This is a genomic window from Bacillus sp. DWP3-1 (assembly GCF_049896565.1).
GTDB lineage: Bacteria > Bacillota > Bacilli > Bacillales > Bacillaceae > Bacillus.
The window spans coordinates 250,471-265,135 of record NZ_JAFCUN010000004.1 but is presented as its reverse complement, the minus strand read 5'-3'; the positions used below and the strand labels follow the sequence as shown (position 1 = coordinate 265,135).

General features: G+C 45.0%; 13 protein-coding genes. 6 read left to right on the top strand and 7 right to left on the bottom strand.

What is annotated here, in order from left to right; all coding sequences use genetic code 11:
* Positions 1–22 precede the first annotated feature (22 nt).
* Genes ACP7A0_RS11115 through gabT form a run of 3 tightly spaced genes read right to left on the bottom strand, consistent with a single transcriptional unit; the run spans position 23 to position 4,118 of the window.
* Positions 23–1,417 carry an NAD-dependent succinate-semialdehyde dehydrogenase gene (locus ACP7A0_RS11115; protein ID WP_106071737.1) on the bottom strand — a complete coding sequence of 465 codons (1,395 nt, stop codon included), beginning with the start codon at positions 1,415–1,417 and terminating at the stop codon, positions 23–25.
* Entirely contained in the window at positions 1,392–2,780 is a 1,389-nt protein-coding gene (locus ACP7A0_RS11110) for an APC family permease (RefSeq protein WP_060595547.1), read from the bottom strand. Before ACP7A0_RS11110 ends, ACP7A0_RS11115 begins: the two co-directional genes overlap by 26 nt.
* 21 nt (positions 2,781–2,801) lie before the next feature.
* Positions 2,802–4,118 (bottom strand): 4-aminobutyrate--2-oxoglutarate transaminase, encoded by a 1,317-nt coding sequence (gabT, locus tag ACP7A0_RS11105; RefSeq protein ID WP_066031324.1) that lies wholly within the window; start codon positions 4,116–4,118, stop codon positions 2,802–2,804.
* 108 nt (positions 4,119–4,226) lie between these two features.
* Here gabT and ACP7A0_RS11100 point away from each other — a divergent pair, with 108 nt between their 5' ends.
* Positions 4,227–5,651: a PLP-dependent aminotransferase family protein gene (locus ACP7A0_RS11100; protein ID WP_426005131.1), complete on the top strand. Its 1,425-nt coding sequence runs from the start codon at positions 4,227–4,229 to the stop codon at positions 5,649–5,651.
* 30 nt (positions 5,652–5,681) lie between these two features.
* Here ACP7A0_RS11100 and ACP7A0_RS11095 read toward each other — a convergent pair whose 3' ends face one another.
* On the bottom strand, positions 5,682–5,993 hold the full coding sequence (locus ACP7A0_RS11095; protein ID WP_034664461.1) for an ArsR/SmtB family transcription factor: 312 nt from the start codon (positions 5,991–5,993) through the stop codon (positions 5,682–5,684).
* Positions 5,994–6,135: 142 nt separating this feature from the next.
* Between ACP7A0_RS11095 and ACP7A0_RS11090 the strand changes: the two genes are divergently transcribed.
* The 5 genes from ACP7A0_RS11090 to ACP7A0_RS11070 all read left to right on the top strand — a co-directional run bounded on the left by ACP7A0_RS11090 (position 6,136) and on the right by ACP7A0_RS11070 (position 11,338).
* On the top strand, positions 6,136–6,333 hold the full coding sequence (locus ACP7A0_RS11090; RefSeq protein ID WP_223251112.1) for a hypothetical protein: 198 nt from the start codon (positions 6,136–6,138) through the stop codon (positions 6,331–6,333).
* Between the two features lie 137 nt (positions 6,334–6,470).
* Positions 6,471–7,337: a TetR/AcrR family transcriptional regulator gene (locus ACP7A0_RS11085; RefSeq protein ID WP_066031326.1), complete on the top strand. Its 867-nt coding sequence runs from the start codon at positions 6,471–6,473 to the stop codon at positions 7,335–7,337.
* Between the two features lie 16 nt (positions 7,338–7,353).
* Positions 7,354–8,787 (top strand): MDR family MFS transporter, encoded by a 1,434-nt coding sequence (locus ACP7A0_RS11080; RefSeq protein WP_426005128.1) that lies wholly within the window; start codon positions 7,354–7,356, stop codon positions 8,785–8,787.
* A 174-nt stretch (positions 8,788–8,961) separates the two neighbouring features.
* Positions 8,962–10,338 (top strand): aspartate kinase, encoded by a 1,377-nt coding sequence (locus tag ACP7A0_RS11075; RefSeq protein ID WP_426005126.1) that lies wholly within the window; start codon positions 8,962–8,964, stop codon positions 10,336–10,338.
* A gap of 154 nt (positions 10,339–10,492) precedes the next feature.
* Positions 10,493–11,338, top strand: a complete 846-nt coding sequence (locus tag ACP7A0_RS11070; protein WP_044140502.1) for a GAF domain-containing protein — start codon at positions 10,493–10,495, stop codon at positions 11,336–11,338.
* A gap of 54 nt (positions 11,339–11,392) precedes the next feature.
* On the opposite strand, the gene ACP7A0_RS11065 is transcribed toward ACP7A0_RS11070, so the two are convergent.
* The 3 genes from ACP7A0_RS11065 to ACP7A0_RS11055 are packed head-to-tail and all read right to left on the bottom strand — an operon-like array spanning position 11,393 to position 14,656.
* Positions 11,393–12,727, bottom strand: coding sequence for an MmgE/PrpD family protein (locus ACP7A0_RS11065; RefSeq protein ID WP_106031588.1), 1,335 nt, complete (start codon positions 12,725–12,727; stop codon positions 11,393–11,395).
* Positions 12,718–13,866, bottom strand: a complete 1,149-nt coding sequence (locus ACP7A0_RS11060; protein ID WP_189313040.1) for an amidohydrolase — start codon at positions 13,864–13,866, stop codon at positions 12,718–12,720. Before ACP7A0_RS11060 ends, ACP7A0_RS11065 begins: the two co-directional genes overlap by 10 nt.
* A 43-nt stretch (positions 13,867–13,909) precedes the next feature.
* Positions 13,910–14,656 (bottom strand): amino acid ABC transporter ATP-binding protein, encoded by a 747-nt coding sequence (locus tag ACP7A0_RS11055; protein WP_060595533.1) that lies wholly within the window; start codon positions 14,654–14,656, stop codon positions 13,910–13,912.
* Positions 14,657–14,665: the final 9 nt, after the last annotated feature.

Genomic DNA, 14,665 nt, shown 5'->3' with positions numbered 1-14,665 from the left:
CCTCAGGCAGTCTTTTTCACGTTTATTCGTCTAAACCAATGGATACATATTTGGTTTCTAAATACGGTTCGATCCCTTCGATGCCGCCTTCACGGCCAATTCCGCTTTCTTTCATTCCTCCGAATGGTGCTTGAACAGCCGATGGGCCGCCATCATTCCAGCCAATGATCCCGTAATCAAGATTCTCTGAGATGTAGAGGCCGTTTCGATAATTTTCTGTAAAGAAATAAGCTGCAAGACCAAAAGGTGTATCGTTGGCTAATTCAATCGCTTCATCTAGCGTTTTGAACGTCGTAATCGGCGCCACTGGTCCAAAGGTTTCTTCATGCATGATGTTCATGGAAGGGTCTACATGTGTGAGAACCGTTGGCTGGACAAAATAATACGACTTTTCATCATCGAAATGCGTATCTCCGCCGACAAGGATTTTCGCCCCTTTATCGACTGCATCTTGAATTTGGCCGACAATTTTATCAAAGCCGCGCTTGTTGATAATTGGGCCGATGGATGTGCCTTCTTCAAAGCCATTTCCCACTTTTAGCTTTTCTACTTCTTTGCTGAAGCCTTGAGCAAATGCTTCATGAATGTCTTCATGCACAATTAAGCGGTTGGCACAGACACAGGTTTGTCCTGCATTACGGAACTTAGACGCCACTGCTTGTTTGACAGCTAGTTCAAGATTGGCATCTTTGTCTACGATGAGCGGAGCATGACCGCCAAGCTCCATTGATACGTGCTTGACTGTACTCGCACTGTTTTTGATCAGATGCTTTCCGACTGGCGTTGAGCCTGTGAACGTGATTTTGCGAATCAATGGACTATCTGTGAATATTTCACCGACTTCTTTTCCATCTCCAACCACCCATTGCAGGGCATCCTCTGGAATTCCAGCTTCGTGGCCTAATTTCACAAGTTCAATAGCCGTCAGCGGCGTGTCTTCAGCAGGTTTCACAATAAACGTACAGCCCGCTGCAAGTGCTGGTGCAGCCTTTCTCGTGATCATGGCTGCTGGGAAATTCCACGGTGTAATGGCCGCAACAGGACCAACTGGCTGCTTTGTGACAAAAAGGCGTTTGTTCGTCGTATGTGACGGAATGGTTCTGCCGTATATCCGTTTGGCTTCCTCTGCGTACCATTCAATGTATCCAGCCGCATAGACGATTTCGCCTAATGCTTCTTGATACGGCTTCCCGTTTTCTTCCGTGATGATTTTCGCGAGCCTTTCTTTATGTTCAATCATGAGATCAAACCACTTGCGAATGATATTGGCACGTTCATGCGCAGACGTTTTTGCCCATGCTTTGAATGCTTTGTGTGAGCGGGTAATGGCGTCTTCGATCTGTTCTTTTGTATGCTGAGCAACTGAAGCAATTTCTTCTCCTGTTGCAGGATTATACACTTTGAGTTCGTTTGTCATGCTCTACCGTCTCCTTCGTTCTTGGATTCATTACATATAGTATATACCCAATGAGTGCCCAACCTAAAAGCAATATCCATTCAGCTGGCCATGATAAGGAGGCCGGCATTCCTGGAAAATAAAATGAAAGAAAAAGGAGACTCAGCCCGATAGCTAAAACGCCTGTCGTCCGCCAATACTTAATGCGGTATGGACGCTCAAGCTCTGGTTCTGCTTTGCGAAGTCTCATAAAGGCAATGGACACTATTAAGTACCCTACGATAATTCCGACACCGCCCGCATTGACAATCCACACGAGGGCAGGACGCCCTAATAATGGAGCGAAAAAGGCCAATGCACCAAGAAATAAAATCGCATGTGTCGGTGTTTTATACTTTGGATGAATATACGCAAACCATTTGGAAATCATGCCTCTTTCCGCCATAGCGTATAAGATGCGGCTTGCACCGATGATAAAAGCATTCCAGCTCGTCACAATTCCTGCTACACCGCCAATGACAAGCACTGTTCCAAACGCCTGATGACCGAGCAGCTGCACCATCGCATCTGCTGTCGCCAATGAAGAGGCTTCAAGCTGTCCTTTTGACAGCCCAGCAGCTACCCCAAAGACAATGAGCAGATAAAACACAACGGCACTCACGATGGAGATAATCAAAATTCTCCCGATAATTCTCTTCGGTGCATTGATCTCCGCCGCCACTTGCGGGATGACATCAAAACCAACGAATAAAAAGGGAATCATCACTAAAACCGCCATGAGACCGCCAACTCCGCCTTGAAACATCGGCTCAAGGTTTGCTACATTTCCGTTAAATGTTGCGCCGCCTAAAAGAAGAAAACCTGTCAGGATAATGGCCACTGTAAAAACAGATTGAAAAATAGCAGCTGGCTTGGCGCCAATGTAGTTCAGCGCTGTTAAAAATAAAGCACCACCAGATCCAATCAACACCCATGTGAAATAAACGTCCCATCCCCCTATATTCCATAGGAAGCCAACATGCTGTGTTGGAATGACATAATCAATGACAGTTGGCAAGGCAACAGCTTCAAACGTAATGACGGACACATAACCAAACAATACGCCCCATGCTGAGACGAACGCTGATTTCATCCCAAATGCCCGCTGGACAAAGACGAGCCCTCCTCCCGTCTCTGGAATGGCAGACGAAAGCTCAGCATACGTGAGTCCAATAAAGATGACGAGAATACCGCCGATGACAAAGGCGATGACACTGCCTAAAAATCCTGCTGTTAAAATCCAATCTCCCGAAAGTACAACCCAGCCCCATCCAAGCATTGCACCAATGGATAAAAACAGTACGTCAGACTGCGACATGGTTTTTGCCATTTGTTGTTTTTGCATACAACCATCCCCCTTTGTTGTTTAGCGTGCTTTGAAGGCGTCCTCGATGATCCCTAGTCCTTCATTCAGCAGCTCATCTGTGATGACAAGTGGTGTTAAGAAGCGAATAATATTCCCATTAATCCCTGCCGTTAATAAGAGCAGCCCGTGCTCATTTGCATATGCTGCAATCGCTGCGGCTGTTTTCTTATCTGGTGTACGCGTTTTTTGATCTTCCACAATTTCAATCGCCGCCATTGCCCCTAATCGGCGGACTTCCCCAATGAATGGATACGTTGTTCTCCAATCATTTGCTTTGTCCTCAATGACTTGTCCAATGTGTTCAGATCGTTGATTCAATTGTTCCGTTTCAATAATATCAAGAACCGCTAGTGCTGCCACACAGCCTAATGGACTTCCTGCATATGTCCCCCCGAGCTCACCTGGATCTGCCGCATCAAGCAGTTCTTTTCTGCCAATAACACCGCTCAGTGGTAATCCAGCCGCAAGAGATTTTGAAACCGTGATTAAGTCCGGCACCACATCAAAGTGCTCAATCGCAAAGTATTTCCCTGTTCTCGCAAAGCCTGTTTGGATCTCATCTGCCACAAAGACAATCCCGTGCTGCTGACAGAATGAAGCAACGTGCTGTACAAAACGCTTCGATGGTACAATAAATCCGCCCTCCCCTTGGACTGGTTCCATGACCACACAAGCAACGGTTTCTGGTGCAACGGCTGCGACAAAGAATTGATTGAATTGATCAATGATGTACTCATCGTAGGCTGCATCGCTTAATCCTTCTGGCTTTTGATAGTAATAAGGGTATGGTGCTTGATACACCTCTGACGCAAATGGTCCGAACCCAAATTTATATGGCTTGACCTTGCTCGTCATGCTCATCGTCATATTCGTTCTGCCGTGGAAGCCTCTTGTAAACGACACAACGGCCTGTCTTTTCGTATATTTACGTGCAATTTTCACCGCATTTTCAACAGCTTCTGCACCTGAATTGAGAAAAATGGCTTTCTTGTCATGGTCGCCTGGTGTGAGGCGGCATAGCTTTTCTGCCAATTCGATATACGATTCGTACATCATGACGTTGAATCCTGGGTGAATCAGACTGTCTGCCTGTGCTTTGACGGCCTCCACAACCTTTGGATGTGAATGACCTACATTTAAAGTACCGATAGCGCCAGCAAAATCGATAAAACGTTTCCCATCGATATCGAACAGCTCGGCACCCTTCCCCTTCGCTGCAAGATGACGGTTGCCATTACTCACGCCTCTTGCGACGTATTGATCTCTTTTCCCCTGCCATTCTTCTGTTGAAAAACGGTTTGTTGTCGTTTGACTCATTGTCATCCATCCCCTTTATGTCTTTTTTATTATTCTGAATATTTTTTGGTATGATAGAAAGTACCAATATCATTTTTTTCATGGTACCAGAGAGGATGGAATGACGAGATGCTGACAATTCAACTAGATCAAACAGGGGCAAACGGATTTATTTATCATCAAATTTATACGAAAATTAAAGGTGAAATTTTAAATCGAAACCTTCAGCCGCACGATCAATTACCCTCTAAACGAGAGTTAGCAGATACATTAAACGTCAGCGTGAATTCAGTGAATGGCGCGTATCAGCAGCTGCTTGCTGAGGGATATTTATATTCGGTCGAACGCAAAGGTTTTTTTGTGGAGTCATTAGAAACGTTTCATGAGTCAGGTCAGCTGAAACCCTCGTCCCTTCCAGCAGATTTAAAAGAGGAGTCGATTGCACGGGACGACTGGTATTCCTTTTCACATATCTCTGTTGATACAGCCAATTTTCCATTTAAAAGCTGGCTGAAAAGTGAACAAAAGGCGATCAGCCTCCATCAAGAAGCGTTTGGTGAGCTTCCGCATCCACAAGGTGTGTACGAGCTTCGGGAAACGATTGCCCGGTTGATCGGGCTTGCGCGAGGGGTCAAATGCTACCCAGAACAGCTCATTTTAAGCGCAGGCACGCAATCACTTATCCATTCTTTATCAAGCATTCTTCCAGCCGATCAAGTATACGGATTAGAAAACCCTGGCTATCGCCGGCTCTATCAAATGCTGAAAAACAATCATCACCGAATTGAAACGATTGGCATTGATCAAAAAGGGGTGCGGATGAGTGACATTCACAAAAAACAGCCGAATGTCTTAATCATTACCCCTTCACATCAATTCCCAACAGGGGTGATTATGCCGATTTCCCGGCGGATTCAACTCTTAAACTGGGCAGCCGATCAGCCCGGCCGTTATATTATCGAGGATGATTATGACAGTGAATTCAAGTATGGTACAGACAGCATTCCAGCGCTGCAAAGTTTGGATCGATATGACAAAGTCATTTATATGGGGACCTTTTCAAAGTCATTGCTGCCAGGCTTAAGACTAAGCTACATGGTGCTCCCGCAGCATTTATTGAGACGCTATAAGGAAGAACAGCACTTCTTCATTCAAACAGCCAACCTTTTTACACAATACACCCTTCTTCATTTTATAAAAGATGGGGCGTATCAGCGGCATATTAAAAGAATGAATGGTTTATATGAGGAAAAGCGGAAGCAGCTCATTGAAGAGCTCGACACGGTTTTTACTGACAATGTACGGATTATTGGGGAAAATGCTGGACTTCATTTTATCGCAGAGTTCCGCTCAAACCGCACGCAGCATGAGATTTTACAGCGAGCCAAAGAAAGAAAGCTTAAAATGTACGGGATGGACCGTTTTACCCTTGATGAGCAATTGCCGGGGCATCAGGAAGGCTTTGTTCCACTCGTCCTCGGCTTCTCTCATATGCGGCCAGAGGATATTGAGCCGGCGGTGAAAAGACTGTATGAGTCGATTTATGGGAAATAAAACAGCCAGCTGCTTTACTAGACAGCTGGCTTACCACCGCTCTTTATCTACGGCTAAAATGGATGACACGAGTCCAGGAAAAGCGGTCTCGATGTCTTCTTTTCTTAAAGAATAGTAGCGGTGTTTACCGTCAATTCTCACTTTCACGACGCCTGCCTCCCTCAGCACTTTGAAGTGATGAGAAAGCGTAGATTTGGCAATATTCATCTCATACGTACCGCATGTCCTCTCGCCCGCTTCTGCTAAGCAGCGGACAATTTCTAACCGGATTGGATCAGCCAATGCGTGCAGCACAGAAATCAGTCTTATGTCTTCTTGAGTTGGATGGATTGGATTATTCATACGATAAATGTATCGTATTTTGTGCCAACATACAATCTCATGACTCGCCTCATACAAAGTAACGATACATCCTTTGGAAACGACTATGACTATATAAAAGCTGTCTTGAAGGGAAGGAACTGTCTATCAAACAAATGTAGATTTGACCCATCAACTAACCGTCACAAAACATCAGCAAGTAGGTATCATTCAGAAAACAGCTGCCGAACATTTTGATCACGGCACAGCTTCCCAGTTGAAAAAAGGGACAGCGATTTACTCTGTAAAGGAGCGAAAAGACCTTTTGATCGCCGAATTTAACGGACAGATCATCATATATGCCGCACATGCGGAAGGATAAAATACCTGTCATAAGATAGGTGTTTTTTAAGTTTCTTTTCTTGTCATAGGTCATTGGTTTTGTTATCATTGCAAAAGTGACCACTCGGTTTCCATTGTGACCATATGGTTTTGCCGATTCGGAAAGGACTTATGTAGATGAACGAAAAGCAAGAAGAGATTTTGCGGGTTTCAAAGAAATTGTTTTCTCAAAAAGGCTATATGAGTGTCTCCATGCAGTCAATTGCCGATGCCTGTAAAATATCAAAAGCGTCTATTTATAAACTGTTTGATTCAAAGGAAGCTCTTCTATTAGAACTGATTAAATACAATCAGTGCAAAATGAGAGAGATTTCTCAGATCATTCATTCAGAAACGACGCTGTCCAAAAAGGAAAAATTCACAAAGAAGATCAAACTTGAGCTTGAAGAGTTTAAAGAGAATCATAAATTTTTGAATATGCTGTCCTTTGAAGCTTTTTCGCAGCATTCGCCCATTGTCATTAAACATTTACGCGAGACACGCTCCATTATCATGCAGCGGCACAGAGACATTATTTTAAGCACATATGGTGAATCTGTCGCTCCTTATGTCTGGGATCTTGTGATCGTCCTCAACGGATTAATGAGAGAATTCATCTTAATGCTGGCGATTGAGCATAAGAACATCCAATTAGAAAATGCCGCCGAAATGATTATTGGCGTGATGGACCGTGTGTCGAAAAAGCCTTGTTCCATTGAGCCTGTGTTAACAGATCAGCTGATGGACTCTTATTTGCTTTCTTCACAGGACGAATATGATGAAGAAAAGCTTGTCATCTCGTCCTTAACGAAGATCAAACAAGAGCTTCACGCACTGCCAAACGGAGAAGAAAAGGACGATCTCCTCTCTGCGTTTGAGCTGCTGAGTCAAGAATTATCAAAGGACCAACCGAGAACCTTTTTAATCAGCTCATTGCTCGATTATTTAGGTAAAAACAGCGTTTTATCACAAAACGTGTCACAGCTGAAAAGCATCATTCTATAGATAAAGAAGGGATAACATGAACCAATCAACAACATCGTATAATCGATCTGTGATTGTGGGGATTTTCCTCGTTGGGGCATTCGTCGCAATTTTAAACCAAACACTGCTCATTCCAGCGATCCCACATATCATGGAGGAATTCAATATTGATGTCAGCAAGGGACAGTGGCTCACCACAGCCTTTATGCTGACAAACGGGATTCTCATCCCGATCACGGCTTTCTTAATCGAGAAATTTTCAAGCCGTTCTTTAGTTTTAACGGCGCTTAGCATCTTTACAGCCGGTACAATTCTTGCCGCGTTTGCAACGAATTTCCCTGTATTACTTGCAGCGCGTATTGTGCAGGCAGCCGGCGCAGGGATTTTAATGCCGCTGATGCAAACGATCTTTTTAACCATTTTCCCGAAAGAAAAACGTGGTCAGGCAATGGGTATGGTCGGACTTGTCATTTCGTTTGCACCAGCTCTTGGACCGACACTTGGCGGCTGGATTGTCGATTCCTTCAGCTGGAAGTTCTTGTTCTATATTGTACTGCCAATCGGTATCATTGATCTCATTCTTGCTTTCTTCTTAATGAAAAATGTAACGCAACAAAGAGAGACACGAATTGATGTTTTATCTGTCATCTTGTCGTCCTTCGGTTTCGGCGGGCTGCTTTACGGATTTTCTAGTGTCGGAACATATGGCTGGACGAGTGCGACTGTCCTCATTTCGCTGATTGTCGGCGCTGTGAGCTTGTTCTTCTTTATTCTGCGCCAGTCGAATTTGACAAGACCGATGCTTGAATTTGGTGTCTTTAAGTTTGCAATCTTTAGCTTAACGACCTTTCTTGGGATGCTTGTCTTTGCTTTATTGATTGGGACAGAGACGATTCTGCCGCTCTATACGCAAAATGTCAGAGGATTGTCTGCTCTTGATACAGGACTGATCTTATTGCCTGGTGCTCTCTTTATGGGGCTCCTCTCACCAATTATTGGACGAATTTTTGATAAAGTCGGTGGAAAAGGGCTGGCATTAGGCGGGTTTACGATACTTACCGTTACGACCTTGCCATTTATGCTGCTCACCCTTGATTCATCCATCGCCCTCATTACGGTCGCCTACACGCTTCGCTTAATCGGGGTTGGGATGATCATGATGCCGCTGACAACCGCAGGTATTAACTCTTTACCGCCTCATTTGATCCCGCATGGGACAGCGATGAATAACACGATGAGACAAATGGGCGGTTCCATTGGGACGGCTGTGCTTGTCTCCATCATGAGCAGCTCTGCCGCAAATGCAGAATTGGCCAGCCCATTAAAATCAGCCGTTCATGGAATGAATACGTCATTCTTCATTTCTGGTCTGATTGCGGTCATTGGGCTCGTCCTCTCCTTTTTCTTAAAGGAAAAACGCAATAATAAAGTGATGAAGCAGGAGCTATCTTCCTCCTCATCTTCTTCATAAGAAAAAGAGCTCGGCATATGGCCGGCTCTTTTTTCATATACTCACGCTATACAGTCCTCTCTAAAAATACATTTGTATTTCTAGAGAAGAAAAACCTTGATAATTTGAAGAAAAGAGTTGATAATAGGAACTATTCAATTTGTGAGAAAATTTTTACTATAGGAGATGTATGCATTGAAGGTCGTTAAATTTGGTGGCAGTTCACTTGCATCTGGCAAGCAGCTGCAAAAGGTATTTGACATTGTAACAGCAGATCCAGCTCGAAAAGCAGTCGTTGTTTCCGCACCAGGAAAACGGCATTCAACGGATACGAAGGTCACCGATCTATTAATTAGCTGTGGTGAGCAATATTTACGTTTAGGGGAAGCAGAGGATTTACAGGAAGCCGTCATCGAACGGTATGCCTCCATTGCGGATGAACTCGGATTAAGTCATGACGTGATTGACACCATCAGGCAAGATCTAGAAGCCCTCTTACAGGCTGATTCGTCTCGTCCTGAGCGATATCTTGATGCCATCAAAGCAAGCGGTGAAGACAATAACGCAAAGCTCATTGCCGCTTATTTCCGCCATCAAGGTGTCGAAGCTCACTATGTGAATCCAAAGGAAGCTGGTTTATTTGTGAGCGATGAGCCTGGCCAAGCGCAAGTCCTTCCGGAGTCATATGATCATTTGTACAAATTAAGAGAGCGCTCTGGCATCATCATATTCCCTGGCTTTTTTGGCTTTAGCCTATCGGGAGATATTGTCACCTTTTCTCGCAGCGGCTCCGATATTACCGGTTCCATTTTAGCAAACGGTTTGAAGGCAGAAGTGTATGAAAACTTTACAGATGTGGATGCTGTTTACGCTGTTAATCCAACGATCGTTCATGAGCCGAAGGAGATTACAGAGCTGACGTACCGGGAAATGCGCGAGCTGTCCTATGCTGGTTTTTCTGTGTTCCACGATGAAGCACTCATTCCAGCCTTCCGTGCAGGCATTCCTGTGCAAATTAAAAACACCAATAATCCCTCGGCAAAAGGCACAAAAATTGTGAACCAGCGAGATCATACAAATGGACCAGTTGTCGGAATCGCCTCAGACAGCGGATTTTGCAGCATTTATATTAGCAAGTATTTGATGAACAGAGAAGTCGGTTTTGGACGTAAGGTGCTGCAAACGTTAGAGGAATATGGGCTTACGTATGAGCACGTTCCTTCTGGCATTGACGATATGAACATTATTTTAAGACAGGATCAGCTGAAGGAGCAGCATATTGAACAAGAGCTGCTCGACCGCTTGAAGCTTGTGCTTGATGCAGATGAGGTCGTTTTAGAGCCGACTCTCTCACTCATTATGGTTGTAGGAGAAGCGATGCGTCACAATGTTGGCACCACAGCAAGAGCAGCAGAGGCGCTGTCAAAAGCGAAGGTCAATATTGAAATGATCAATCAAGGCTCTTCAGAGGTCAGCATGATGTTTGGCGTCAAAGCGGCTCAAGAAAAAGAGGCCGTTCAAGCGTTGTATGAAGAATTTTTCTCTATGTCTACCGTCCCTGTCTCCCTTTAACCAGCAGACTGCCAGATCTCAGGATCGGCAGTCCTTTTTGTTCTCGCCCGATTCACATATTAAAGTATATCTATTTCTCGTTTGATTTTGTATGATAGAGACAAACCAACTATTGTTCCGGCCTATGATCGGAGCTACAAGGAGTCCTAAAACAATGCCTCGTCAACAACTATTAAAACAGTTTCGCAATTTTCATGATGCTTCTACGAGTATTTTAAATATGATGAGTCAATTCACTGATGTAAATACACTGTTTATTGCTAAAAACGATCAAACCACCAATCAGATTGTCAAGGTGCTGAATCATGATGAGCAGCTTCTTGAAGAAGGAGAAGAAATTCCTTACGAGAAGACATTTTGCAAACTGGCGGTCGATCATCAGGATACGCTTGTGATTCCTGATATATCATTGGATGATCGTTCTAAATACTTAGAAGTCACGAAACGTCTTCAAGGCGGATCATTCATCGGAGTGCCGATTAATTTTACTGATGGCACAAACTACGGAACGATTTGCGGGCTTGATCTAAGACCACAGCAATTCACAGAAGAGCATGTGCATATGTTTGAAACGATGGCTTCTCTATTAAGCTACGTCCTGGAACTAGACCGTGCCAACCGGCAGATTCAGCAATTATCTGTACCGATCGTCCCAGTTGTTGACGGTGTCGCCGTGCTTCCTCTCCTAGGTGATATCGAAGAGACACGTGCTCAGCATATTTTAGAAACCATTTTACAGGAAAGTTACAGACTGTCGCTCTCTCATTTGGTCATTGATGTATCGGGAACAAAACGCCTGAATGAACAGAGCATTCAATATCTGGTCAGCTATGCACAAACGCTGAGACTTTTAGGAATTTCGGCTGTTTTAACAGGGATTAAACAAGATCTTGCTCTAAGTGCGATTCAGTCGAATATTTCATTTAAAGACATCACCATCCGGAAAGACTTGCCGCAGGCACTTGCTCATATTGGCTTGACGTTTACTAAAATGGAATAAGAAATGAGACACAAAAAGGGCTAAATAAATTTTAGCCCTTTTCTTCTTTTTAAATCATGCAAGCAGCTGCAAATAAGAAGAATCGTTTCCGTCTTCAATAACTTGTAAAATCTGCTGTGCATGCGATGTGTCTGTGATACTGTTTAATTTTTGCATGATGTCTTCTTTCGATAGTGCATGGCCTGGTGCGCCCCGCGGAAGATCGACTCGTTTGCTAATGGTGGTGCCATCAGATAAGGTAAGCTTCACAATCGTAAAGCGACCTTTTGGGACAGCGTCTGGATGGGGTTCTGTCGTTTGATCATATTCTCTGCTCATCCGCTTCATCCATGTGCGCATGTCTGATGGAATGGTTTTTTTCGTAAAGGCATCCAGCGTAAGCGTCTGTCCAAATACGGCAAGTGCGATGACGTATTCGACACTGAATCGTCCTTCTTCGCCCGTCAAAGGTGTCCGCTCAATAAGCGCTGCATCTCCGCCAGGCGGGAATATGACCTCTACTTGTTTCACCTGATCCGAAAAGAAAGTATGCTCTTCCATTAAGGACAGAATCGCATCTGCTGCATGATGCGCTGCTGAGCAGAACGGGTATACTTTGAACCACAGCCCCGGCGAGACAATACGCCACGTTGTACCATATCCCTCTAGTAAACGACTTTCCGCGCGCTCCTGATCTCCATAGAGAGAAAAGAAACCAAGCGTACCATCAAGAACCGATTCATTCCCGCCAAAACCTGAACAAGCTAAGTCCATAGACCAGACGGCTGTTTTAGCCGCTAAGCCGGCTTGTAATGGTTTCATATCAGAGCCAAACTGCTTTCTCATTCCGGCTGATTGCGCTCCGGCAAAGCCGATTGCCTTCGCCAGCTCTTCCTGCGAGACTTGTTTTAAATACCCAATGGCACATACTGCTGCAATGGCTCCGAGGGTTCCGGTATTATGCCAGCCCCGCTCATAATGCGCCTTGCCGATGGATTCGCCAAGCCTTGCCATCACTTCAACACCTGTGATGTAGGCAGCTAAAAATCGATCGCCAAACCCTTTGCCGTCTGATAGCTGTGATAGCAATGCTGGAATGATAACCGCACTTGGGTGTCCTCTCACGTCTGAATGCACATCATCATAATCAAGGGCATGGATCAGGTAGCCGTTCAGCATCGCTGCTGATTGACGGCTGACCTTCTTCCCTTGTCCAATGACAGGAATTTGAGCGGCTCCGCCTTCTTGTTCCACAAGCGCCATGAGCTTTTGAATTCCTTCATCCTCTTTCGCAGCAAGCGCCGCCGCCGCAGCATCTAACAGACCATTTCGAGCCATTTCTACCGCCCGCTGATCTTGAAGTGGATTAGCAGACAGTACAGCCTCTGCCAATTGTTTTGTTAGTTCCATGATCGTGACTCCAATGCCCGAACGGCAAGCTCGGAAAAGAAGGCAGCGGCAACAGGGAGTGCTTTTTCATTTAATGTAAAGGCAGGGTGATGCCATTCCTCGGTACCGCTTGTCCCCATCCATACGAAAAAGCCTGGAATGCGTTCTTGATAAAGGGCAAAATCTTCTCCGCCCGGTGACTGCTCTGCCTGAACTACTGTGAGATCCAGCGCATCTGCCGTTTCTTCGACCACCTTTGTCAAACGCTCGTCATTCAACACAGAAGGCAAATACGGATGCCATTTCACTTCGCCTTTTGCCCCAAATCCTTCGGCAATCCCACTCACGATTTGTTTCATAAGCTCTGGAATCATCGCTCTCACTTCAGGCTCAAACGTCCGAACGGTTCCTTCCATCTCAACACGATCAGGAATCACATTCCATGATGTACCGCCTTGAATGCGTGTGATACTGACTACTGCATGATGTAAGGAGCTGATGCGGCGGCTGACGATTTGCTGAAGAGCACTTGTGATCTGCCCGCTGATGGCAATCGGGTCCACCGTGTGATTCGGAATACCTGCATGGCCACCCGTCCCTTTAATATCGATTTCAAACCGGTCAACACTTGCCATTAATGCTTTTTCTCTAATACCAATGGTGCCTACTGGCAGATCAGGTTTGTTGTGCATACCAAAAATCGCATCCACTCCATCTAATACGCCTGCCTCTATGACATGTTTCGCTCCTTGGGCGACTTCCTCAGCCGGCTGGAACAAAATGCGGACCGTTCCTTTCATCTCGTGTTTCCGCTCTTTTAATAAAAGAGCCGCTCCAAAGATAGAAGCTGTATGGAAATCATGACCGCAAGCATGCATTTTCCCCGGTATCTTTGAGGAAAATGGTTCGCCTGATGCTTCTTCAATTGGAAGTGCATCAATATCAGCCCTCAGGGCAATCGTTGGTCCCTCTTGTTCTCCTTTGATTTCACAGACAACACCTGTTTGAAGAGCTGGAAAATCGAGTACGGTGATCCCTTCTTCTTCTAACCAGCCGCGCAGTTTCTTTGTCGTTTCATATTCTTCAAACGCCAGCTCTGGATGCTCATGAAGCGCTCGGCGAATGTTAATTAAACGTTTGTTTAAAGCTTCTTTTCCTATTGTTTTCACTAATACTCACCCCCTCTAAAGACTAAAAAGCAGCTTATGCTTCTTCAGCCGCTGCTTCTTTTTGGATAAATCGTTTTGTCCGTTCATTCTTCGTTTCATCAAATAGCTCAGTTGGTGTGCCCTGTTCAATAATATGACCATCCGCCATGAAAATCACATGGTCTGCCACTTCTCTTGCAAACGCCATTTCATGTGTGACGATGATCATCGTTGTTTCTTGGATTGCAATGGATTTAATCACTTGAAGCACACCTGAGACAAGCTCTGGATCAAGAGCTGACGTTGGTTCATCGAGTAAAATCGCATGTGGATCAACCGCTAATGCGCGGGCAATCCCGATTCGCTGCTGCTGTCCGCCAGATAACGTGACTGGATAGCTGTCAGCCTTTTGCTCTAATCCTACCTGCTTCAGCAGCTTCATCCCAATCTCATTTGCCTGCTGCTTCGTCATTTTTTTCGTCACAAGCAGTGATTCTGTGATGTTTTGCAGTGCTGTCTTGTTTTTAAATAGATTATAGTTTTGAAACACCATGGCCGTTTGTTGACGCAGATGATGGGCTTCTTTACGTGTATACTTGGACGCATCGAGCTTCGCATCGCCAATTTCAATCATGCCTTCATCTGGTATTTCTAATAAATTTAAGCAGCGCAGCAAGGTGGATTTACCGGAGCCAGAAGGTCCGATAATGGCCACAACCTGCCCTTTTTGCACATCGAGATTGATTCCGTCTAAGACGACAAGATCGCCGAATGATTTCTTCAAATTGGTGAGCTTGATCATGTCCACACC

Bases quoted from the DNA above. Each gene is read 5' to 3' on its own strand.
- ACP7A0_RS11080 (WP_426005128.1), top strand. From the start codon at position 7,354: ATGAACCAATCAACAACATCGTATAATCGATCTGTGATTGTGGGGATT.
- ACP7A0_RS11100 (WP_426005131.1), top strand. From the start codon at position 4,227: ATGCTGACAATTCAACTAGATCAAACAGGGGCAAACGGATTTATTTAT.
- ACP7A0_RS11085 (WP_066031326.1), top strand. From the start codon at position 6,471: ATGAACGAAAAGCAAGAAGAGATTTTGCGGGTTTCAAAGAAATTGTTT.
- ACP7A0_RS11115 (WP_106071737.1), bottom strand. From the start codon at position 1,417: ATGACAAACGAACTCAAAGTGTATAATCCTGCAACAGGAGAAGAAATT.
- ACP7A0_RS11055 (WP_060595533.1), bottom strand. From the start codon at position 14,656: ATGATCAAGCTCACCAATTTGAAGAAATCATTCGGCGATCTTGTCGTC.
- ACP7A0_RS11070 (WP_044140502.1), top strand. From the start codon at position 10,493: ATGCCTCGTCAACAACTATTAAAACAGTTTCGCAATTTTCATGATGCT.
- gabT (WP_066031324.1), bottom strand. From the start codon at position 4,118: ATGAGTCAAACGACAACAAACCGTTTTTCAACAGAAGAATGGCAGGGG.
- ACP7A0_RS11065 (WP_106031588.1), bottom strand. From the start codon at position 12,727: ATGGAACTAACAAAACAATTGGCAGAGGCTGTACTGTCTGCTAATCCA.
- ACP7A0_RS11110 (WP_060595547.1), bottom strand. From the start codon at position 2,780: ATGCAAAAACAACAAATGGCAAAAACCATGTCGCAGTCTGACGTACTG.
- ACP7A0_RS11095 (WP_034664461.1), bottom strand. From the start codon at position 5,993: ATGAATAATCCAATCCATCCAACTCAAGAAGACATAAGACTGATTTCT.